Consider the following 20,038-nt stretch of genomic DNA (forward strand, 5'->3'; position numbering starts at 1 on the left):
GTTCGGCCCAGCCCGTGCCGGGACCGGGCGGGAAGGCGTCCAGGGCCGCTCTCCCGCCCCCGCCGGGGCCCGGGTCCTGTCGCCGGACTCCCGCCTGCCCGGGGCGACGACGGGAGTGCGGCGACGGGACCCGGCCGTCAGCTCGTCCGCAGGGCCCAGCCGCGTTCCTGGAGTGCCGCGCCGAGGACCTGCACCGCCGACGGGTCCACCATCAGCTGGACCAGACCCGCCTGCTGCCCCGTCGCGTGCTCGATGCGGACGTCCTCGATGTTGACCCCCGCCCGTCCCGCGTCGGCGAAGATCCGGGCCAGCTCGCCCGGCTGGTCGCTGATGAGGACGGCGACCGTCTCGTACGTCGTGGGCGCGGCGCCGTGCTTGCCGGGGACGCGGGAACGGCCGGCGTTGCCGCGGCGCAGCACGTCCTCGACGCCGGAGGCGCCGTCCCGGCGCTTGTCCTCGTCGGCGGACTGCAGCGAGCGCAGCGCGCGGACGGTCTCGTCGAGGTCGGCGGCGACGCCGGAGAGGACGTCGGCCACGGGGCCCGGGTTCGCGGAGAGGATCTCGACCCACATGCGGGGGTCCGAGGCCGCGATCCGGGTGACGTCGCGGATGCCCTGCCCGCAGAGGCGCACGGCCGACTCGTCGGCCTCCTCCAGGCGTGCGGCGACCATCGACGACACCAGCTGCGGGGTGTGGGAGACCAGGGCGACCGCGCGGTCGTGGGCGTCGGCGTCCATGACGACGGGGACGGCCCGGCACAGCGCGACGAGCTCCAGGGCGAGGTTGAGCACCTCGGTGTCGGTGTCCCGGGTCGGGGTGAGCACCCAGGGGCGTCCCTCGAAGAGGTCGGCGGTCGCGGCGAGCGGCCCCGAGCGTTCCTTGCCGGACATGGGGTGCGTACCGATGTACGCGGTGAGGTCGAGGCCCAGTGCCTCCAGCTCGCGCTTGGGGCCGCCCTTGACGCTCGCCACGTCGAGGTAGCCGCGGCCGAGCCCGGCGGTCATGGCCTCGGCGAGGGTGGCGGCCACGTGGGCCGGGGGTACGGCGACGACGACGAGGTCCACGGGGCCGTCGGGCGCCTCGTCGGTGCCGGCGCCGAGCGCGGCGGCCGTGCTGGCCCGCGCCGGGTCGTGGTCGCGCAGGTGGACGGTGACGCCCCGGCCCGCGAGGGCGATCGCGGCGGAGGTGCCGATCAGTCCGGTGCCGATGACGAGCGCTGTTCTCACTGGGCGATGTCCTTGCGCAGAGCGGCCGCGGCGCCGAGGTAGACGTGCGCGATCCGGGACTTGGGGAGCTCGGTCTCGACGTGGGCGAGGAGCCGGACGACTCTCGGCATCGCGCCCTCGATGTCGAGCTCCTGCGCACAGATCAGGGGCACGTCGACGATGCCGATGCGGCGGGCCGCGGCGGCGGGGAAGTCGCTGTGGAGGTCGGGGGTGGCCGTGAACCAGATGCTGATGAGGTCGTCGGCGTCGAGTCCGTTGCGCTCGAGGACGGCGGTGAGCAGCTCTTCGACCTGCTCGCTCATGTGTCCGGCCTCGTCCCGCTCCAGCTGGACGGCTCCTCGGACCGCTCGTACCGCCACGTCGTGCTCCTTCGCCTGCGCCAGTGCTCCGTTCAGCCTAGTCAGGGGCCGGAGGGCGTGCCGGGGCGCCCGCCCTCCGAGACGGAGGACGGGCGCCCGCGAGGACCTTCGCGGCCTCGGGGGCCGGGAGTCCGGTCAGAGCCGCTGCTCGCGGATGATGTCCTCGAGGGATCCCTGGGGCAGCGAGCCGGTCGGGGTCAGCTTGTCGACGGCCTGCGGCAGCGACTGCGCGATCTGGTCGGCGGCCTCCTGCGGGCTGACGCCGGCGTCCTGGGCGACCTGCCGCAGGGTCTCGTCCGGAAGCGCCTCGGCGATCTGGGCGCCGCTGACGGACTGGTTCTCACCGGTGCCGACCCACGACCGGGTCTGGTCGGTGAGGCCCGACCTGGTGAGCATGTCGAGGAGTCCGCCGAGCGGGTTCGACGCACCGCCCGATCCGCTCGCGCCGCCCGCGCCCTGGCCGCCCGCGAGCGCGCCGATCAGAGAGCCGAGGACGCCGCCGGCGCCGCTGCCGCCGCCTTGTCCGCCGGCACCGCCGAGAAGACTCCCGAGGAGACTGCCGAGGTCGTTTCCCGCCATGGTCCTGCCTTTCGTCCGGTTCGGAACAGGCTCAATGTCACCCGAACCGGGGTGTTCCGCCACTCGGGGTAAGGGCCGGTACCGCGGACCGACGCGATAGAACTGTCGACATGTTGCTGCACGTCGTACCGCTGGCCGACTGGTCCGCCGCCCCCGATGCCCCGTACGCCCCGGCGTCCCTCGCCACCGAGGGTTTCGTCCACTGCTCGCCGGACGAGGCCGCGGCCCTCCTGATCGCCGACGCCCGCTACCGGGACGTGCCGGGTCCGCTCCTGGTGCTGGTGATCGACGAGGCGCGGCTGGCCGGAGAGGTCCGCTGGGAAGGCTCGGGAGGCACGCTCTTCCCGCATGTGTACGGGCCGATCGAGCGGGACGCGGTCACCTCGGTCCTGGAGGTACGGCGTGACACGGACGGCCGTGCGAGGGAGCTGAGCCCCCGGGTGTAGGCGTGTTGCGGGACCCGGTGGCCGGGCGGCGCCAAGGTGGCCGTATGACTTCACGCGTCACGAACCTGACCTCAAGCGCCACGACCCGCCGCACCGTCCTGGTCGCCGCGGCGGCCCTGACGGCGGGCTGCGGCTCGGACGACGGAGGCGACGGCGGGACGACCAGTGCCCCGGCCACCCCGAGTGCCCCCGCGACGAGCGGCTCTCCCAGCGCGCACGCCGGCAAGGCCCTGGCCAAGACCGCCGACATCCCGGTCGGCGGCGGCACGATCTTCGACGCGGAGAAGGTGGTCGTCACCCAGCCCACGGCCGGTGAGTTCAAGGCGTTCTCCGCCGTCTGCACCCACCAGGGCTGTCTGGTGAACAAGGTCGCGGACGGCACCATCGACTGTCCCTGCCACGGCTCCAAGTTCCGTGTCACCGACGCCGCGGTGGTGGCGGGACCGGCGCCCCGCCCGCTGCCGGCCGAGCAGATCACCGTCTCGGGGGACTCGATCATCCTCGGCTAGCCCCGTCAGCACCCTGTCAGAGCCCTGTCAGAGCCCTGTCAGAGCCCTGCCGTAGCCTGACCGCCATGACTCCGGACGAGCTGGTGCGCGACCACACGATCTACTCCTGTGTGATGGGCTCCCGCGCCTTCGGTCTCGCGACCGAGGGCAGCGATACGGACGTCCGGGGCGTGTACCTCGCCCCGACGCCGTTGTTCTGGCACTTCGACAAGCCCCCCGCGCATGTCGAAGGGCCGGGCGAGGAGCAGTTCAGCTGGGAGCTGGAACGCTTCTGCGAACTGGCCCTGCGCAACAACCCGAACGTCCTGGAGTGCCTCCACTCCCCCGTGGTCGAGCACGTCGACGACCTCGGCCGCGAACTGCTCTCGCTGCGCGGCGCCTTCCTCTCCCGGCAGGCCCACCAGACCTTCGTCCGTTACGCGGGCGGGCAGCGCCGCAAGCTCGACGCGGACGTGCGCCAGTACGGCCACCCGCGCTGGAAGCACGCCATGCACCTGCTGCGGCTGCTGACCAGCTGCCGGGACCTGCTGCGTTCGGGCGAGCTGCGGATCGACGTCGGCGAGGACCGCGAGCGCTTCCTCTCGGTCAAGCGCGGCGAGGTCGCCTGGCCGGAGGTCGAGTCCTGGATGAACCGGCTCCAGGAGGAGGCCGACCACGCCCTGGACGCGACCCCGCTCCCGGCGGCACCGGACCACGCGCGCGTGCAGGACTTCCTGATCCGCGCGCGCCGCGCGTCGGCGACGGACGTGCTCTAGGAGCCGGCCAGGCCCTACAGGGTCGCCGACCGCGCCCGTACGACCAGATCGTGCAGCAGGTCATGGGCGCGCACCTGCACCTCGCCCAGCCCGGACGCGGCCTGCGCCCCGTCCAGGACTCCGTGCAGTGCCTCCGTCTCCGCCCGTACGTCCTCGATCGCCACCTGCGCGAGCCCGTGCTCCGCCGCCGCCTTCGCCGCGACGAGGTCGGGCAGCCGGGCGGGCGCCTCGGCGACCTCCTCGACCAAGGTCGGCAGATGGGCCTGCACCTCGCCCGCCCGCATCAGATGGATACCGGTGAGCAGCGCCCGGTAGGTGTAGAGCAGCGGCTTGAGTTCACCGGTGCGCTCGAAGAGCCGCCACTGCGTGCCGGCGAAGCCGCGGTAGTGGTGGGCGTGGTGGGAGGTGAGCACCTCGGGCACGAGCGCGACCAGCTCCGCGTGGATCTCCGTGGTGTGCGCGACGAGCGGAGAGGTGAGCTGCTCCAGTACGTAGCCGTTGCGGCGCAGCATCAGCCGGACGAACTTCCGCAGGTCGTGCGTGACCAGGTCCATCTCGACCCCGTCCCGGTCCCACATCCGGCTCCGGGTCTCCTCGGGCTCGCGCAGCCCGATCAGCGCGTCCACCGGCAGCAGGTGCGCCCCGCGCAGGTCCACGTCCGAGTCACGGGAGGGGAACCCGTAGAGGTGAGCGCCGGAGACGGTGGCGAAGAGCAGCGGGTCGGGCTGTTCGGCCACGACGGCGGCGAGGTCGGTGTCCAGGGCCGACTCCAGGGAGAGCGTCATCGGTCAAGCATCCCAGAGCGCGCCGAAGGTCAGGAGGTCGCTCCGGTACTCGACGCGCTCCTCCCATTCCTTCGGCCAGGCGTCCGCGCCGAGGTGGGCCCCGGCGAAGGCGCCCGCGAGGGCGGCGATCGAGTCGGAGTCGCCCCGGGTGCAGGCGGCCCGGCGCAGCACGGTGAGGGGCTCCTCGGGGAAGAGGAGGAAGCTGAGGAGGCCGGTCGCGAGGGCCTCCTCGGCGATCCAGCCGTCTCCCGTGTACGTACAGGGGTCGAGTTCCGGGTCGGCGGTGCGCTGCACGGCGTCGAGGCGTTCCAGGACGGCCAGGCACTCGTCCCAGCCGCGCTCGGCGAAGTGCCGGGCGGAGGGGTCCTGGGAGCGGGTCCAGAGGTCGCCGAGCCAGTGGTCGTGGTAGCGGGAGCGGTTCTCGTACGCGTACGAGCGGAGCTGGCCGACGAGTCCGGCCGGGTCGACGCCCTGGGCGAGGAGGTGCACGGCGCGGGCGGTGAGGTCGGAGGCGGCGAGCGCGGTCGGGTGACCGTGGGTCAGGGCCGCCTGGAGCTGGGCGGCGCCGGCCCGCTGCTCCTCGCTGAGCCCGGGGACGAGTCCGATGGGCGTGACCCGCATGTTGGCGCCGCAGCCCTTGGAGCCGAGCTGGCTGGCGTCCTGCCAGGGCGTGTCCAGCATCAGGAGCCGGCAGGCCTGGAGGCAGGTGTTGCCGGGGGCCCGGTTGTTCTCCGGGGAGCGGTACCAGTCGACGAACTCCTCCCGGACGGGCCCGGCGAGCCGTTCGGGGGCGAGCACTCCGTGGTCCATGGCGGTCCGAACGCCCCGGGCGAAGGCGAGGGCCATCTGGGTGTCGTCGGTGACGAGGGCCGGGTCGGGAAGCTGCATGTCCCGCCACGGGCCGTACCAGCTGATGGCGCGCGGTACGTCGATGAACTCCGTCGGGCGGCCCAGCGCGTCTCCGAGCGCCAGCCCGACCAGGGAACCGGTCGCGGCCTGCTTGGTCGCGGTGCGGGTCAGGTTCACGTGGATCGTCCTTCCGGTCGCAGGAGGGGCGGATGGAGGGTGGTGGCCTCGCCCGCCCGGTAGAGAGCGGCCGGTTTCCCCCGTCCGCCGGTGAGGCGCGGCGGCCCTTCCACGGCCTGGACGAAGCCGGGCGTGGCGAGGACCTTGCGCCGGAAGTTGGGGCGGTCGAGCTCGACGCCCCAGACCGTCTCGTAGACCTGCCGCAGCTCGCCGAGGGTGAACTCGGGCGGACAGAAGGCGGTCGCGAGGCAGGTGTACTCCAGCTTGGCGCCGACCCGTTCGTGGGCGTCGGCGAGGATGCGGTCGTGGTCGAAGGCGAGCGGCCCGTGCGTCCCGTACGGCATCCACCGGGCCTGCGCCGCGTCGCCGCCGCCGCGCGGTTCGGGCGCGTCGGGCACGAGCGCGGCGAAGGCGACGGAGACGACCCGCATCCTCGGGTCGCGGTCCGGCTCGCTGTAGGTGCGGAGCTGTTCGAGGTGGAGTCCGGCGACGGTGGCCTCGGAGAGTCCGGTCTCCTCGGCGAGTTCGCGGCGGGCGGCCCGCTCGGCGGACTCGCGGGGCAGGACGAAGCCGCCGGGGAGGGCCCAGTGTCCGGCGTACGGCTGCTGGCCGCGCTCGACGAGCAGGACGTGGAGGTGTTCCTCGCGGAGGGTGAGGACGGCCAGATCCACGGTGACGGCGAACGGCTCGAAGGCGTACGGATCGTAGCCCTCGGGCACGCCGACCGGCCCCGAGGCGGGCACGCCGACCGGCCCCGCCCCGGGCATCCCCGTCGGCCCCGCCCCGGACCCGCTCCCCGGTTCTCCGCCCGGTACCCGGTCGCCGTTCATCGGCGCTCCGGCAGCGGGTCGGCGAGGTCCCAGCCCTCGGCGAGGAGTCCGTCGACGGCGGCGACCGCGGCCGCGAGGCGTTCCTCGTGCGGGCCGCTGAGGACGGCCGTGCGGCGGCCGCTGTGGGCGAGCTGGGTGAGGAAGCGGGCGGTCATCCAGGGCCGCAGGTGCTCCCCGTCGCGCAGTCCGTCGTCCTCGAAGTCGACGCCCCGGTGGTCGGTGAGCAGCCAGAGGTGCTGTCGGCCGAGGGCGGCGATCTCGCCGGTGGCAGGGCTGGTGGTGCCCATGTAGCGCTCGTGCCAGATGGTGGTGGCGAAGGCGTCGGTGTCGCAGAAGAGGACGGGTGAGCCGTCGCGGGCTGCCTCCTCCTCCAGTTCGGCCTGGCGCTGGGCGATGACGGGGAAGTCGGAGGAGTGGAAGGCGACGTCGGACCATGCGGCGCCGGGGCGCTCGGCGCGGAGTTCGGCGAGTTTGAGTTCGCTGTACTCGCGTCCGTACTCCGGGACGTACCGGGTCCGGGCCCAGACGCCGCCGCGCCGCCGGTAGTGGTCGGCGAGGGCGAGGGCCATGGTGGTGGTGCCGGTGGACTCGGCGCCGAGGACGACGACGCGCCGGGTGAGCGCGGCGCGCACGGGCGGCTCCAGGAAGTCCCAGCAGCCGGCGGGGTCCGCGCGGACGGCGGTGCCGGAGACGGGGAAGCGGTCGCGCCCGGGGTCGACGCAGACGGACTCGGCGCCGAAGCGGCGGGCGAGCTCCTCCCCGTACGGCTCCGAGGTGAAGACCGCGTCGACGCGCTCGGGCACGGCGGCCCGGAAGACGGCCATGTGGGCGTCCCAGATGTCGGGGTCGTGGAGGTCGACGGGGATGTCGTCGACGGCTCCGACGACGAGGGCGTCGGGGTGGACCTCGCGCATCCAGGCGACCCGGTCCTCCAGGGAGAGGGTCTCCACGGAGGAGGCGCAGACGAGGACGGTGAGGCGCTCGCAGCGGTCGAGGGCCGTGTCGACGAGATGGTGGTGGCCGGCGTGCGGCGGATAGAACTTGCCGAGGACCAGGCCGTGTCCGTAGCGCCTCATGCCGCCGCCTCCACCCGGAGGGCGCGGCGTGCGGTGAGGTCCTTGGTCCAGCCGCGCAGGCCGAGGACGCAGAGCGTCATGAAGCCGACGTAGAGCAGGGAGGTCAGGTACAGCTCCTTGTACGCGTACAGCGGTACGTAGACCACGTCGGCGGCGATCCACAGCCACCAGGACTCCAGCCTCTTCCGGCACTGGCCGTAGGTCGCCATGAGGGAGAGCGCGGTCGTCAGGGCGTCCCAGAAGGGGACGGTCGAGTCGGTGACGCGGTCGAGGAGCACGGTGAGGGCGAGGGTCCCCACCACCCCCGCCGAGAGCAGCCACGTCCACTCGGTGCGCGTGGTGCGGCGCACCGGGAGGACGTCGGAGCCTGGTCCACCCCCGTGGGTCCAGGTCCACCAGCCGTACGCGGCGAGGGTGATGAAGACGATCTGGAGGCCGGCGTCGGCGTACAACCCGGCCTGTGTGAAGAGCAGGACGAAGAACAGGTTGTTCGCGATGCCGATGGGCCAGTTCGCGAGGTGCTGACGGGCGACGAGCCACACACAGAGCGCACCGCTGCCGAATCCCAGGACCTCGGTCCAGCTGACCGGAGTGTCGAGGATCGTGAAGAGCGGCCGCTGCAGCGGTTCGAGAATGCTTGCGAGGCTCACGCCCGCCTCCTTAAGAGTCATGTTGACTATAAAGGCCGACGGGCTTCGGCCACAAGCCCGGGAACACGGCGCCGACGGCACCACCGCCCGCCGCGCCGCCCCGGGAACGCCGAAGCCCGTGACCGCCGGGTGGCGGTCACGGGCTTCTCACGTACTGCGGAGGCCGGAAGGCCTTACATGCCGACTTCCTTCATCAGCATGCCGACCTCGGTGTTGGTGAGCCGGCGCAGCCAGCCCGACTTCTGGTCGCCCAGACCGATCGGGCCGAAGGCCGTACGGACCAGCTTCTCGACCGGGAAGCCCGCCTCGGCGAGCATGCGGCGCACGATGTGCTTGCGGCCCTCGTGCAGCGTCACCTCGACGAGGTAGTTCTTGCCGGTCTGCTCGACCACGCGGAAGTGGTCGGCCTTGGCGTAGCCGTCCTCCAGCTGGATGCCGTCCTTGAGCCGCTTGCCGACCTCACGGGGCAGCGGGCCGGTGATGGCGGCCAGGTAGGTCTTCTTCACGCCGTACTTCGGGTGCGTGAGGCGGTGGGCCAGCTCACCGTGGTTGGTGAGGAGGATGATGCCCTCGGTCTCCGTGTCGAGCCGGCCGACGTGGAAGAGACGCGTCTCACGGTTGTTGACGTAGTCGCCGAGGCACTGGCGGCCGTCCGGGTCCTCCATGGTGGAGACGACGCCGGCCGGCTTGTTGAGCGCGAAGAACAGGTACGACTGGGTGGCGACGGTCAGGCCGTCCACCTTGATCTCGTCCTTCTCCGGGTCGACGCGCTTGCCCTGCTCCAGCACGATCTCGCCGTTGACCTCGACACGGGCCTGCTCGATGAGCTCCTCGCAGGCACGCCGCGAGCCCATGCCGGCACGGGCGAGGACCTTCTGCAGCCGCTCGCCCTCCTGCTCGGCGCCGGGGAAGGTCTTCGGGGTCTTGATCTCGGGCCGGTTCTCGTACCGCTCGCGGTTGCGCTGCTCGATCTTGGCGTCGAGCTCGCGCGAGCGGGCCGGGGCCTGGCGCTGGCCGTGCGGGCCGCGACGGGGCGGCATGCCGCCCTGCGGGGCCTTGGGGCCGCCCTTGGCGCCGCCGCGGGCCGCGGCGCCGCGACCCTTCTTCGGGGCCTCCGAGGGGGGGCTCACGTCGTAGGAGCGCTCCTCGGGGCGAGGCCGGCGCGGGTTGCTCGGGCTCTTCTGGCCGTCACGGCCGCCGCCCTGGTAGCCGCCGCCGCTGCCGCCCCGGCCACCGCCGGAGCCGCCCTGGTAGCCACCGCCACCGGAGCCGCTGCCGCCGGAGCCACCGGAGCCCCGGTAGCCGCCACCGCCGGCGCCGCTGCCACCACGGCCGCCACCGCTGCTGCCGCCGCGGCCGCCGCTGTTGCCACCACGGCTCCCGCCGTTGTTTCCGCTGCTGTTCCTGCCGCTGCTGCTTCGCATCAAACTTCCGTCTTGTCGTCGTCGTCCTCACGATCCGGTGCATCCGGATCGAACGACGGGACCCCTTCCAGTGAGTCCGGCTCGACCGCCTCCGCCTCGGGGAGGAAGGGCGCGAGCTCGGGGAGCTCGTCCAGGCCACGCAGGCCCATCCGCTCCAGGAAGTAGTTCGTCGTCCTGTACAGGATCGCACCTGTTTCGGGTTCCGCGCCCGCCTCCTCCACCAGACCCCGCTGGAGGAGGGTCCGCATCACGCCGTCGCAGTTGACTCCGCGGACCGCGGAGACCCGGGAACGGCTGACCGGCTGGCGGTACGCGACGACCGCGAGGGTCTCCAGGGCCGCCTGGGTGAGCCGGGCCTGCTGGCCCTCCAGGACGAAGGCCTCGACGGCCGCGGCGTGGGCGGCGCGGGTGTAGTAGCGCCAGCCGCCGGCGACCTGGCGGAGCTCGAAACCGCGGCCCTGGACGGTGTACTCGTCGGCCAGCTCGCGCAGGGCGTCGGCCACCTCACGGGGGGTGCGCTCCAGGACCTTGGCGAGGTGCGCCTCGGTGGCGGGCTCGTCGACGACCATGAGGACGGCTTCGAGAGAGGGCTTGAGGTCGCTCATGCGGTGGTCTCCTGGTCGAACTCGTCGGTCACGGCCCCCGTGGGATCCGCCTCCCCGCCGGTCCAGGAGACCGTGAGGTCCCCCAGGGCGGTCTCCTGGTCGAGGGCGACGGCCCTCTCGCGGTAGAGCTCCAGAAGGGCCAGGAAGCGGGCGACGACGGTGAGGGTGTCGTCGCCGACGTCCTCGATGAGCTCCCGGAAGAGCGCCGTCCCGCGCTCCCGCAGCAGCGAGACGACCACGGCGGCCTGCTCGCGGACGCTGACGAGCGGGGCGTGGATGTGGTCGACGTACACCTGAGGCTCGGCCTTGGGCTGCATGGCCTTGACGGCCAGCCTGGCGAAGCCCTCGGCGCCGATGGAGATGACGACCTCGGGAAGCAGCTCGGCGTGGTGGGGTTCGAGTCCGACGGTACGGGGGTGGCGGCGGCCCTCGGTCTCCCAGCGCTCCTCGAAGATCGCCGCGATGCGCTTGTACGCGCGGTACTGGAGGAGCCGGGCGAAGAGCAGGTCCCGGGCCTCCAGGAGCGCGAGGTCGGCCTCGTCCTCGACCTCTGCGGCGGGCAGCAGCCGGGCGGCCTTGAGGTCGAGCAGGGTGGCGGCGACGACGAGGAACTCGGTGGTCTGGTCGAGGTCCCCGTCGGGCCCGAGGGCGCGCAGGTGCGCCATGAACTCGTCGGTGACCCGGGAGAGGGCGACCTCGGTGACGTCGAGCTTGTGCTTGGTGATCAGCTGGAGCAGCAGATCGAAGGGCCCCTCGAAGTTGGCCAGCCGCACGGTGAACCGCCCGTCCCCCTCGGGCACGTCGGCGGCCGGTGCCCGGGTTACGTCGGCCGGCGGTCCTTCGGGTACGTCGGCGGCCGCTTCCCCGGCCCCGGATCCGGCCTGGGGCGCGGCCTCGGAGACCTCCGCGGCCCCGGCGGAAGCCCGCCCCCCGGCCTCGGCGGCCGTGGGGCCCTCCGGCTCGCCCGGACCGCGGCCCAGGGCGCGACGGCGGGGTGGGCGGGACGTTTCGTCAGAGGCGTGGTGCATGGAGGTCCAGGGGAGCGGGGAGCGCGGCAGCCCGCAGGCTACCGTCAGCGGCCGCGCAGGCGGCGCACGAGGATGCTCGCGTCGCCGCGTGACTCCAGGTCCGCCAGGACGACCGCGACGGCCTCCCGGACGATCCGGCCCCGGTCCACGGCGAGACCGTGCTCGCCCCGGAGGACGAGCCGGGCGTGCTCCAGGTCCATCAGCTCCTCGGCGGAGACGTAGACCGTGATCTTCTCGTCGTGGCGCTCACGGCCGCTGGGCCGCCGGTTCGGGGCCCGGCCGCCGCGCCGCCGCGCCGCCGGGGCGGGCACCGCGGCGTTGGGCGTCGCGGGCTTCGGAGCGGCGGCACCCTCGGGCTCCGCCGTCCGGGCGCGCGGCTCCGATGTCTCGGAGTCCGCCGCCGCGTGCTCCGCGGAGCCCTCGGCCGCCGTCGTGTCGCTCTCGCCCGCGGGGGCCGGGACGGCCCGGCGGGGTGCGGACGCCTGGAGCGCCGTCCCCCCGGTCGTACGGAAGAGTTCGTCGGCGCCGGGCAGACTCACTCGGCGTGACACCGGGCGAGCACCTCCCTGGCGAGCTGACGATAGGCGGCGGCGCCCACGGAGTTGGAGGCGTACGTGGTGATGGGCTCGCCGGCGACCGTGGTCTCCGGGAAGCGCACCGTCCGCCCGATGACCGTGTGGTACACGTGGTCGTCGAAGGCCTCGACGACGCGCGCGAGGACCTCACGGCTGTGCACGGTACGGGAGTCGTACATCGTGGCGAGGATGCCGTCGAGCTCCAGCTCGGGGTTGAGCCGCTCCTGGACCTTCTCAATGGTCTCGGTGAGCAGCGCCACTCCGCGGAGCGCGAAGAACTCGCATTCCAGCGGCACGATGACCTTGTGAGCCGCCGTCAGGGCGTTCACGGTCAGCAGGCCGAGCGAGGGCTGACAGTCGATCACGATGTAGTCGTAGTCGTTCATCAGCGGCTTCAGGGCGCGCTGGAGCGTCGACTCGCGCGCGACCTCGCTGACGAGCTGGACTTCGGCGGCCGAGAGGTCGATGTTGCTCGGCAGCAGGTCCATGTTGGGTACGGCGGTCTTGAGGAGGACCTCGTCCGCCGACATGCCCCGCTCCATGAGCAGGTTGTAGACGGTGAGGTCGAGCTCCATCGGGTTCACGCCGAGGCCGACCGACAGGGCTCCCTGCGGGTCGAAGTCGACGAGCAGCACCCGCCGTCCGTACTCCGCGAGCGCGGCACCCAGGTTGATGGTCGACGTGGTCTTGCCGACGCCGCCCTTCTGGTTGCACATCGCGATGATCTTCGCGGGTCCGTGGTCCGTGAGCGGACCGGGGATCGGGAAGTACGGCAGGGGCCGTCCCGTCGGGCCGATCCGCTCGCGGCGCTGACGGGCAGCGTCGGGTGCGAGGGTGGCCGCGTACTCGGGGTCGGGCTCGTACTCGGCGTCGGGGTCGTAGAAGTGCCCCTCGGGCACCTCGTCAAAGGCGGCGAAGTGGGTGGACTCTCGGCCCATCTCGTTGCCGGCCGTGGCGTTCACGTGTAGGCCGTCCATCGTCTTCATCGTGTGGGCTGTCGTCATGGGCTGGTGCGTCGCGAAGGTCCGCACCGCGACGGAGCCGATCGGAGCACCTGGCGCACCGCTCCCGGGAGTAATTGTCGACTCATTCACAAGTCGTCTTACCTCCTTGGATGTCACCAGGAACATTTATCGATAGGTCAGCGTGGCACCATGCCGACGGTTGGCGACTCTATGGCGTGTCACCGCTCCGCAGCAACACAATCCGCCGGACCCGGCCCGATGTGTCGGCAACCGAACACCTCTCTGTCAAGGGTGCGCAGGCATGCATCCACACGTTTCAGGGGTGTGCGAAACGGTTAAAGGGTTACGTTCGAGGCGAGTTGGCCGAACGTTCCGCCGGGTCCGGACAGACGTCCGGCCGGACCTTGTCGAACAAGGTCCGGCCGGGCGTGTGGCATTGACGGCACGCGTTGACGGCGATGCCGCGAGGGTCAGCCCAGAAGGGTGCCCAGCTCGACGTGCTCGAGGCCGTGCGCCTCGGCGACCTCCTTGTAAACCACCTTGCCGTCATGGGTGTTGAGGCCCAGAGCGAGCGCGGCGTCGCGGCGCAGCGCCTCGGCCCAGCCGTTGTTCGCCAGCGACACGATGTAGGGCAGCGTGGCGTTGGTGAGGGCGTAGGTGGAGGTGTTCGGGACCGCGCCCGGCATGTTCGCGACGCAGTAGAAGACCGAGTTGTGGACCTGGAAGGTCGGCTCGGCGTGGGTGGTCGCGTGCGAGTCCTCGAAGCAGCCGCCCTGGTCGATCGCAATGTCGACAAGGACACTTCCGGGCTTCATCTTGGCGACGAGCTCGTTGGTGACCAGCTTCGGGGCCTTGGCGCCCGGGATGAGGACGGCACCGATGACGAGGTCGGCCTCGACGACGGCCTTCTCCAGCTCGTAGGCGTTGGAGACGATCGTCTTCACCTTGGTGCCGAAGATCTTGTCGGCCTCGCGGAGCTTGTTGATGTCACGGTCGAGCAGGGTCACGTGGAAGCCCATGCCGACGGCGATCTGGGTGGCGTTCCAGCCGGAGACGCCGCCGCCGATGACGACGCACTCGCCGGCGTGGGTGCCGGGGACGCCGCCGGGGAGCACGCCGCGGCCGCCGACCGAGCGCATCAGGTGGTAGGCACCGACCTGCGGGGCCAGGCGGCCCGCGACCTCGGACATCGGGGCGAGCAGCGGGAGGGCGCGGTTCGCGGTCTCCACGGTCTCGTACGCGATGGCGGTGGTGCCGGACTCCAGGAGCGCGTCCGTGCACTCGCGGGAGGCGGCGAGGTGCAGGTAGGTGAAGAGCGTCTGGTCCTTGCGGAGGCGGTGGTACTCCTCCGCGATCGGCTCCTTGACCTTGAGCAGCAGGTCGGCGGTGGCCCAGACCTCGTCGGCGGTGGGGAGGATCTCGGCGCCCGCGGCGACGTACTCCTCGTCCGTGATCGAGGAGCCGACACCGGCGTTCTGCTCGACGAAGACCTGGTGGCCGTGGCGGACGAGCTCGTGGACACCCGCAGGGGTGATGGCCACGCGGAACTCGTTGTTCTTGACCTCGCGGGGGATGCCGACCTTCATCGTCGATCACGGTCCTTGAATCAGGGGGGATACATGGGGCACTGCGATACATACCCGGATGCACTGCGGCGCACCGGGGCAGACCACGTTCGAACGCGGCGCACCCAGTCTAATGAAGGAGTTCCTGCTGTCTAGCCTTTCAAAGTACTAATCTTTGATCAACCCACTGCGGATTTCGTAGGCAGATGATTCCGATTCCAGCAGTCTCTCGGCTGCGGCCCGGTGCAGGCGGGCCGCAGCCGGGTCACCGAGCCGGTCGAGGGTGTCGGCGAGCCGCAGCTGGAGCGCGGCCTGCAGCCGGGTGTCCTGGGCGCGCCGGGCCCACTCGACGGCCTCCTCGCAGGTCCGGAGCGATTCCTCGGGTCGTCCCGCGTACTCCTGGACCCGGGCGGCCTCGCTCAACGCCCGTGCGTGGCCCGGGAGATCGTCGAGCCGCCGGTAGCCCGCAGCGGCGGCCCGCCAGTTCCGCAGGGCCTCGCCGTACCGGCCCGCGTAGGTCTGTACGGCGCCGAGGCGGGCGTACAGCCTGGCCTGATCCGCCCGCTCGTCCCGGGCGAGGCGCTGGGCGAGCGCTCGCCCGTACCAGTCGCCGGCCCGCTGCCAGTCCCCCAGCTCCTGATACGAGCCACCTACGGATTCCATCGCGCGACCGGTCGCGTACGGGTCATTTGCTGCGCGTCCGGCATCCAAAGCCGACCGATATCGCAGCAGAGCCTCCTTCGTCCTGCCGGTGCGGGCATCGAGATCGGCCAGGTTCAGCAGGGCCGCCGCCCGCTCCCGGTGCAGCCCGCGCCGCTCGGCCACGTCCAGGACCAGCTGGTGCAGCCCGTACAGCTGCGGTGCGGCCGCCTCGGCACCCCGGTGCGCGGCCAGTGCCCTGACCAGCGAGGCGACCAGCCGGCGGGCGAGGGTGTCGAGCTCCCCGTCGGCGACGGCCAGCCGGGCGGAGGCGAGCAGGAAGGACTGCCGGGAACGCAGCCAGTCGGCGCCCGCCTCGGCGGTGGGGAACCTCAGGGCGCGCGGCAGACCGGCCAGCTTCCGGCGGGCCGGCGAGCCCTCGGGTTCGGTGACCGCACGGCAGGACTGGAGGAGCCGTACGGTCCGCTCCAGCATCCGGGCCCGGGCGAGCTGCACCTCGGCGGGCCGGTCGCGCTCCTCCAGCTGAGCGCGCAGCAGAGGGACGAGATGGCCGGGGACCTGGTACTGCCCGTCCTCGCCGTCCTCCAGCAGCCCCAGGGCGGCGAAGTCGGCGAGGGTGGTCGCCGCGGCCGAGACCGAGCAGCCGGCCAGGGCGGAGGCCGTGTGGGCGTCGGCCCGGCCGACGGGCGCGAGGGAGAGGAATCGCAGTATCCGGGCGGCGGTCGCGGGCAGCGCCTCGTGGGCGAGCGCGAAGGCGCGGCTCAGCGGATCACCGCTGAGCGCGCGCAGCCGCTTCGCGAGATCGGCGACGGATGCCTTGGGGCGGGTGGAGAGCCAGCCGCCGGCGAGCACGACCGCGGCGGGCAGCCCGCCGCACTCCTCGACGAGCGTCTCGGCGGCCTGCGGATCGACGGTGATGCGTACGGAGCCGGTGAAGGCGGTGAGCAGTTCGATGGCCGACTTGGGGTCCAGCCCGCCCAGGGTGCAGGGCCGCACGTCGGGGATGCCGGTGAGGGGCCCGCGGGCGACGCCGATCACCAGGGAGTCGGGGTTGTCGGGGATGAGCGGATCGGCGTGCTCGGCGTCGACGGCGTCGTCGAGGACGAGGACGGCACGGCGCTCGCCGAGCGCCGTGCGGACCAGCTCGGTCAGCTCGTCCTCGGCGGCGCCGGGGGGCTCGGGGACCCCGAGCGCGGCGAGGAGCTCCTGGGCGACGCGGGCGGTGGGGACGGGGTCGCCCCCGGGCTCGGTGAGCCGTGCGCGGAAGACCCCGTCGGGGTACTGGCCGGAGAGTCCGGCGGCGAGTTCCTCGGCGAGCGCGGTACGTCCGGAGCCGGGCTTGCCCGCGACGAGGAGGACCCGGGCGCGGGGTGCCTTACGGCCGGTCAGGGTGTCGAGGCCGGTCCGCTCGATGTCGGCGCGCAGGGCTTTCAACTCCCGCTGCCGGCCGAAGAACTGCCGGCTGCCGGCCGCCGCCACCGCCTGATCCGTCACGGGCCACGCTCCCGTCCACCTGCGCACGAGCCGATCCCGCACGGGGGCTCCGCACGGGCGATCCCGAGCGTAGTTCAGGGCGCACACCGGACCTGGCGGAGCACGACGAACACGTCCCCCGATCGGATCAACAGATCGTCACACCACGCGCACCTGACTCCCACGCACCCGACGCGGACCACGCCCGCCCTCCCGGGTCACCCGCCCCGGGAGGAGCCCCGGGCCGACGCCAGGCGGCGACAGCGGGCCCGGCGGCCCCAGGCCCAGCGGGCCGCGGCCGCCAGGCCGAGCAGGGCCCGGCCCGGGTCAGGCCGCGGGCCCGGGTCAGGCCGCGACAGCGGGCCCCACAGGGCCAGGCCCGGACGGGCCGCGGCTCCCGGGTCCTACGCCTCGAACGGACGGGCCGCGGCTCCCGGGTCCTACGCCTCGAACGGACGGGCCGCGGCTCCCGGGTCCTACGCCTCGAACGGACGGGCCGGCCATTCCGCGTCGGCCGGGCGGAGTTCCCCCACACCCCCGCCCGCGCGCGCGGCCGCCAGCGACAGCACCCCCACCACCAGGCAGTTGTTGTGCAGCTCCCCCGCCAGGACCCCCCGCACCAGCTCCCCCAGCGGCACGCGGGCCAGCTCCATGTCCGCCTCTTCCTCGGAGACCTCGTACCGCTCCCCCTCCGCCTCGGAGAGCCCCCGCGCGAGGAAGATCCGAACGGCCTCGTCACAGCCGCCCGGAGTCGTGTAGACGTCGCTCAGGACCCGCCAGTCCTCGGCCTTGACGTGCGCCTCCTCGTACAGCTCGCGCTGGGCCGCGTGCAGCGGGTTCTCGCCGGGCACGTCGAGCAGTCCCGCCGGGATCTCCCAGAGCTTCTGCCGTACGGGGTGCCGGTACTGCTTGAGCAGCAGGACCCGGTCCTGGTCGTCGAGGGCCAGGACGGCCACCGAGCCGGGGTGGACCTGGTAGTCGCGGCGTGCGACCGTGCCGTCCGGCATGAGCACGTCGTCCGTGCGGACACTCGTCTTCTTTCCCTGGAAGGGGGTCGTCGTCGCGACGACCCGCCACTCCTCCGGGGTGTCCTGCAAGTCCATCTGCGTCCTCCCACACACGAAAACCGGGGTACGGATCCGTCAGGACCCGTACCCCGGCAACGTTAACGCGCGGCGACTACTCGGCCGGCTTGCCCGTCTTGCGCTCCACGGCCGCCTTCACCAGACCGGCGAAGAGCGGGTGCGGACGCGTCGGACGCGAACGCAGCTCCGGGTGCGCCTGCGTGGCGACCAGGTAGGGGTGGATCTCGCGCGGGTACTCGACGTACTCGACGAGCTTGTTGTCGGGGGAGGTGCCGGAGAAGACCAGACCGGCCTTCTTCTCCAGCTCCGCGCGGTAGGCGTTGTTGACCTCGTAGCGGTGACGGTGGCGCTCGTCGACGTACGGCTGGTCGTCGTAGACCTCACGGACGATCGAGCCCTCGGCGAGCTTCGCCGGGTACAGGCCCAGACGCATCGTTCCGCCCAGGTCGCCCGCGCCCTCGACGAACGCGAGCTGCTCCTCCATCGTCGAGACGACGGGGTGCGCGGTGGCCGGGTCGAACTCGGTGGAGTTGGCGTCGGGGATGTCGGCCAGGTTCCGGGCCGCCTCGATGACGATGCACTGCAGGCCGAGGCAGATGCCGAGCAGCGGCACCTTGTTCTCGCGGGCGTACTGGATCGCGCCGACCTTGCCGCTCACACCGCGGTCGCCGAAGCCACCGGGGATGAGGATCGCGTCGACGTCGCCGAGCTGCTTCCTGGCATCGGCCGGGGTCTTGCAGTCGTCGGAGGTGACCCACTTGACCTTGACGCGGGCCTTGTTGGCGAAGCCGCCGGCGCGCATGGCCTCGGTGACCGAGAGGTAGGCGTCGGGCAGGTCGATGTACTTGCCGACGAGCGCGACGGTGACCTCGTGGTCGGGGTTGTGGACGCGGTCGAGCAGGTCGTCCCACGTGGACCAGTCCACGTCGCGGAACGGCAGGTCGAGCTTGCGGACGACATAGGCGTCCAGGCCCTCGGTGTGGAGGACCTTCGGGATGTCGTAGATCGACTTGGCGTCGATGGCCGCGACCACCGCGGCCTCGTCGACGTCGCACATCAGCGAGATCTTGCGCTTGATGGCGGTCGGGACGTCGCGGTCGGCACGCAGCACGATGGCGTCGGGCTGGATGCCGATGTTGCGGAGCGCGGCGACGGAGTGCTGGGTCGGCTTGGTCTTCAGCTCGCCGGAGGGGCCGATGTAGGGCAGCAGCGAGATGTGCACGACGAAGACGTTGTCGCGACCGACCTCGTGGCGGACCTGGCGGACGGTCTCCAGGAAGGGCAGCGACTCGATGTCGCCGACCGTGCCGCCGACCTCGGTGATGACGACGTCGACGTCGTCGGTCGCCATGCGACGGATCCGGGACTTGATCTCGTTGGTGATGTGCGGGATGACCTGCACGGTGTCACCGAGGTACTCGCCGCGCCGCTCCTTGGCGATGACCTGCGAGTAGACCTGGCCGGTGGTGACGTTGGCCGAGCCGTCGAGGTCGACGTCGAGGAAGCGCTCGTAGTGGCCGATGTCCAGGTCGGTCTCGGCGCCGTCGTTGGTGACGAACACCTCGCCGTGCTGGAAGGGGTTCATCGTGCCCGGGTCGACGTTCAGGTACGGGTCGAGCTTCTGCATCGTGACCCGCAGGCCCCGGGCCTTGAGGAGCGCACCCAGGCTGGAGGCGGTCAGGCCCTTGCCGAGGCTGGAGGCGACACCCCCGGTGACGAAGATGTGCTTGGTCGTCGTGGTTTTGGGCGGCATCGCCAAGAGGGGGCTCCCGTGGTCGCGTTCTGGAGGTGCGTACCGGCGTCCCCTCCGGAAGAATCGGGGGGTGCCGTCGCTGCGGTTTCGGGGTTCTCGGCTGTCGCCGTTTCCCACCGGTCCACGGGGTACCAGGGTATCAGCGACATCGGGAGACCGCTTCCGGCCACACGCGGCAGTCGGGTGTTCACGGACGGCGACGCGCGGACGGACGGAAGCTCCCGGCAGGCGGGGGAGGCACCCCCACCGGGCGGGGGGACCGGTCTCCCACCGGGCTGAGGGAGGAGGCGTCACTGTCTTTCATCGGGTTTCTCATCAGGTCTCTCACCTGCGAAGCGCAGGCCGTCCGCCGGGCCCTCCGGCAGATGCCCCGACGGAGCCTGCCCGCACAGCGGGCGGACCTTCCGCCGGCGAACCGGACCCGTTCACCTGATCGGAGCAACGCCGTCACCGGCGTGATCACCGGGTCACCAGGGTCCGAAGTATCCTGCTCGGACATCGCCCGCCGAGCCGGCCGGCCAGCGGCACCACCCCGCCCGTCACCCGGACCACGAGCTCGTCGAAGATCCCTTGACCGCTGACACACACAGACCCGGCTGCCGGACAGCCGGCGCATCTGAGCAAGCGCCCCGCGGGGCGGACGTGGCCGTTCGACTGGAGTGAA

20 protein-coding genes are annotated in these 20,038 nt (G+C 72.2%); 3 read left to right on the plus strand and 17 right to left on the minus strand.

The genetic code is table 11. The features are described from left to right. Positions 1–137 precede the first annotated feature (137 nt). The 3 genes from OG392_RS08585 to OG392_RS08595 all read right to left on the minus strand — a co-directional run bounded on the left by OG392_RS08585 (position 138) and on the right by OG392_RS08595 (position 2,227). Positions 138–1,226: a prephenate dehydrogenase gene (locus OG392_RS08585; protein WP_329277238.1), complete on the minus strand. Its 1,089-nt coding sequence runs from the start codon at positions 1,224–1,226 to the stop codon at positions 138–140. Further along, entirely contained in the window at positions 1,223–1,585 is a 363-nt protein-coding gene (gene aroH / locus OG392_RS08590; protein ID WP_030315684.1) for a chorismate mutase, read from the minus strand. Before aroH ends, OG392_RS08585 begins: the two co-directional genes overlap by 4 nt. A gap of 135 nt (positions 1,586–1,720) precedes the next feature. Next, positions 1,721–2,227: a YidB family protein gene (locus tag OG392_RS08595; RefSeq protein ID WP_443054719.1), complete on the minus strand. Its 507-nt coding sequence runs from the start codon at positions 2,225–2,227 to the stop codon at positions 1,721–1,723. A gap of 47 nt (positions 2,228–2,274) precedes the next feature. Between OG392_RS08595 and OG392_RS08600 the strand changes: the two genes are divergently transcribed. From OG392_RS08600 to OG392_RS08610, 3 genes are all read left to right on the plus strand, one after another. Then, the gene (locus tag OG392_RS08600; RefSeq protein ID WP_329277241.1) at positions 2,275–2,610 is read left to right on the plus strand and encodes a DUF952 domain-containing protein; all 336 of its coding nucleotides are present in this window, start codon (positions 2,275–2,277) and stop codon (positions 2,608–2,610) included. 44 nt (positions 2,611–2,654) lie between these two features. Continuing rightward, the gene (locus tag OG392_RS08605; RefSeq protein ID WP_329277243.1) at positions 2,655–3,119 is read left to right on the plus strand and encodes a Rieske (2Fe-2S) protein; all 465 of its coding nucleotides are present in this window, start codon (positions 2,655–2,657) and stop codon (positions 3,117–3,119) included. Between the two features lie 65 nt (positions 3,120–3,184). Then, positions 3,185–3,874 carry a nucleotidyltransferase domain-containing protein gene (locus OG392_RS08610; RefSeq protein WP_329277246.1) on the plus strand — a complete coding sequence of 230 codons (690 nt, stop codon included), beginning with the start codon at positions 3,185–3,187 and terminating at the stop codon, positions 3,872–3,874. 14 nt (positions 3,875–3,888) lie between these two features. On the opposite strand, the gene OG392_RS08615 is transcribed toward OG392_RS08610, so the two are convergent. The 14 genes from OG392_RS08615 to OG392_RS08680 all read right to left on the minus strand — a co-directional run bounded on the left by OG392_RS08615 (position 3,889) and on the right by OG392_RS08680 (position 19,374). Further along, entirely contained in the window at positions 3,889–4,659 is a 771-nt protein-coding gene (locus OG392_RS08615; RefSeq protein WP_329277248.1) for a nucleotidyltransferase domain-containing protein, read from the minus strand. Between the two features lie 3 nt (positions 4,660–4,662). After that, positions 4,663–5,685: an ADP-ribosylglycohydrolase family protein gene (locus OG392_RS08620; protein WP_329277249.1), complete on the minus strand. Its 1,023-nt coding sequence runs from the start codon at positions 5,683–5,685 to the stop codon at positions 4,663–4,665. Further along, positions 5,682–6,452, minus strand: a complete 771-nt coding sequence (locus OG392_RS08625; protein ID WP_329287142.1) for an NUDIX hydrolase — start codon at positions 6,450–6,452, stop codon at positions 5,682–5,684. The genes OG392_RS08620 and OG392_RS08625 overlap by 4 nt, the downstream gene beginning before the upstream one ends. A 59-nt stretch (positions 6,453–6,511) precedes the next feature. After that, a complete protein-coding gene (locus OG392_RS08630; protein WP_329277251.1) occupies positions 6,512–7,591 on the minus strand; it encodes an AAA family ATPase in 1,080 nt (359 codons plus the stop codon). Beyond that, positions 7,588–8,241 (minus strand): nicotinamide riboside transporter PnuC, encoded by a 654-nt coding sequence (gene pnuC, locus OG392_RS08635; protein WP_329277254.1) that lies wholly within the window; start codon positions 8,239–8,241, stop codon positions 7,588–7,590. The genes OG392_RS08630 and pnuC overlap by 4 nt, the downstream gene beginning before the upstream one ends. 173 nt (positions 8,242–8,414) lie before the next feature. Continuing rightward, complete coding sequence (locus OG392_RS08640; protein WP_329277256.1) at positions 8,415–9,665, minus strand: pseudouridine synthase; 1,251 nt, start codon at positions 9,663–9,665, stop codon at positions 8,415–8,417. Continuing rightward, complete coding sequence (scpB, locus tag OG392_RS08645) at positions 9,665–10,270, minus strand: SMC-Scp complex subunit ScpB (protein ID WP_329277258.1); 606 nt, start codon at positions 10,268–10,270, stop codon at positions 9,665–9,667. The genes OG392_RS08640 and scpB overlap by 1 nt, the downstream gene beginning before the upstream one ends. Continuing rightward, complete coding sequence (locus OG392_RS08650) at positions 10,267–11,298, minus strand: segregation and condensation protein A (protein ID WP_329277260.1); 1,032 nt, start codon at positions 11,296–11,298, stop codon at positions 10,267–10,269. The genes scpB and OG392_RS08650 overlap by 4 nt, the downstream gene beginning before the upstream one ends. Before the next feature lie 44 nt (positions 11,299–11,342). Then, positions 11,343–11,849, minus strand: coding sequence for a hypothetical protein (locus tag OG392_RS08655; RefSeq protein WP_329277262.1), 507 nt, complete (start codon positions 11,847–11,849; stop codon positions 11,343–11,345). After that, on the minus strand, positions 11,834–12,859 hold the full coding sequence (locus OG392_RS08660) for a ParA family protein (RefSeq protein WP_037637819.1): 1,026 nt from the start codon (positions 12,857–12,859) through the stop codon (positions 11,834–11,836). Before OG392_RS08660 ends, OG392_RS08655 begins: the two co-directional genes overlap by 16 nt. Before the next feature lie 449 nt (positions 12,860–13,308). Then, positions 13,309–14,424 (minus strand): alanine dehydrogenase, encoded by a 1,116-nt coding sequence (ald, locus tag OG392_RS08665; RefSeq protein ID WP_329277265.1) that lies wholly within the window; start codon positions 14,422–14,424, stop codon positions 13,309–13,311. Between the two features lie 147 nt (positions 14,425–14,571). After that, on the minus strand, positions 14,572–16,557 hold the full coding sequence (locus OG392_RS08670; RefSeq protein WP_329277267.1) for a tetratricopeptide repeat protein: 1,986 nt from the start codon (positions 16,555–16,557) through the stop codon (positions 14,572–14,574). A 455-nt stretch (positions 16,558–17,012) separates the two neighbouring features. Then, positions 17,013–17,639, minus strand: a complete 627-nt coding sequence (locus tag OG392_RS08675; protein ID WP_329277269.1) for an NUDIX hydrolase — start codon at positions 17,637–17,639, stop codon at positions 17,013–17,015. A 76-nt stretch (positions 17,640–17,715) separates the two neighbouring features. Then, positions 17,716–19,374 (minus strand): CTP synthase, encoded by a 1,659-nt coding sequence (locus OG392_RS08680; protein ID WP_329277271.1) that lies wholly within the window; start codon positions 19,372–19,374, stop codon positions 17,716–17,718. Positions 19,375–20,038 lie beyond the last annotated feature (664 nt).

It is taken from the genome of Streptomyces sp. NBC_00691, from assembly GCF_036226665.1.
In the GTDB taxonomy this organism is placed as follows: Bacteria; Actinomycetota; Actinomycetes; order Streptomycetales; family Streptomycetaceae; genus Streptomyces.

Excerpts from the sequence above, each read along its gene's own strand:
- OG392_RS08600 (WP_329277241.1), top strand. The coding sequence starts at position 2,275 with ATGTTGCTGCACGTCGTACCGCTGGCCGACTGGTCCGCCGCCCCCGAT.
- OG392_RS08605 (WP_329277243.1), top strand. The coding sequence starts at position 2,655 with ATGACTTCACGCGTCACGAACCTGACCTCAAGCGCCACGACCCGCCGC.
- OG392_RS08610 (WP_329277246.1), top strand. The coding sequence starts at position 3,185 with ATGACTCCGGACGAGCTGGTGCGCGACCACACGATCTACTCCTGTGTG.
- OG392_RS08615 (WP_329277248.1), bottom strand. The coding sequence starts at position 4,659 with ATGACGCTCTCCCTGGAGTCGGCCCTGGACACCGACCTCGCCGCCGTC.
- OG392_RS08625 (WP_329287142.1), bottom strand. The coding sequence starts at position 6,452 with ATGCCCGGGGCGGGGCCGGTCGGCGTGCCCGCCTCGGGGCCGGTCGGC.
- OG392_RS08630 (WP_329277251.1), bottom strand. The coding sequence starts at position 7,591 with ATGAGGCGCTACGGACACGGCCTGGTCCTCGGCAAGTTCTATCCGCCG.
- OG392_RS08640 (WP_329277256.1), bottom strand. The coding sequence starts at position 9,665 with ATGCGAAGCAGCAGCGGCAGGAACAGCAGCGGAAACAACGGCGGGAGC.
- scpB (WP_329277258.1), bottom strand. The coding sequence starts at position 10,270 with ATGAGCGACCTCAAGCCCTCTCTCGAAGCCGTCCTCATGGTCGTCGAC.
- OG392_RS08650 (WP_329277260.1), bottom strand. The coding sequence starts at position 11,298 with ATGCACCACGCCTCTGACGAAACGTCCCGCCCACCCCGCCGTCGCGCC.
- OG392_RS08660 (WP_037637819.1), bottom strand. The coding sequence starts at position 12,859 with ATGAAGACGATGGACGGCCTACACGTGAACGCCACGGCCGGCAACGAG.
- ald (WP_329277265.1), bottom strand. The coding sequence starts at position 14,424 with ATGAAGGTCGGCATCCCCCGCGAGGTCAAGAACAACGAGTTCCGCGTG.
- OG392_RS08675 (WP_329277269.1), bottom strand. The coding sequence starts at position 17,639 with ATGGACTTGCAGGACACCCCGGAGGAGTGGCGGGTCGTCGCGACGACG.
- OG392_RS08680 (WP_329277271.1), bottom strand. The coding sequence starts at position 19,374 with ATGCCGCCCAAAACCACGACGACCAAGCACATCTTCGTCACCGGGGGT.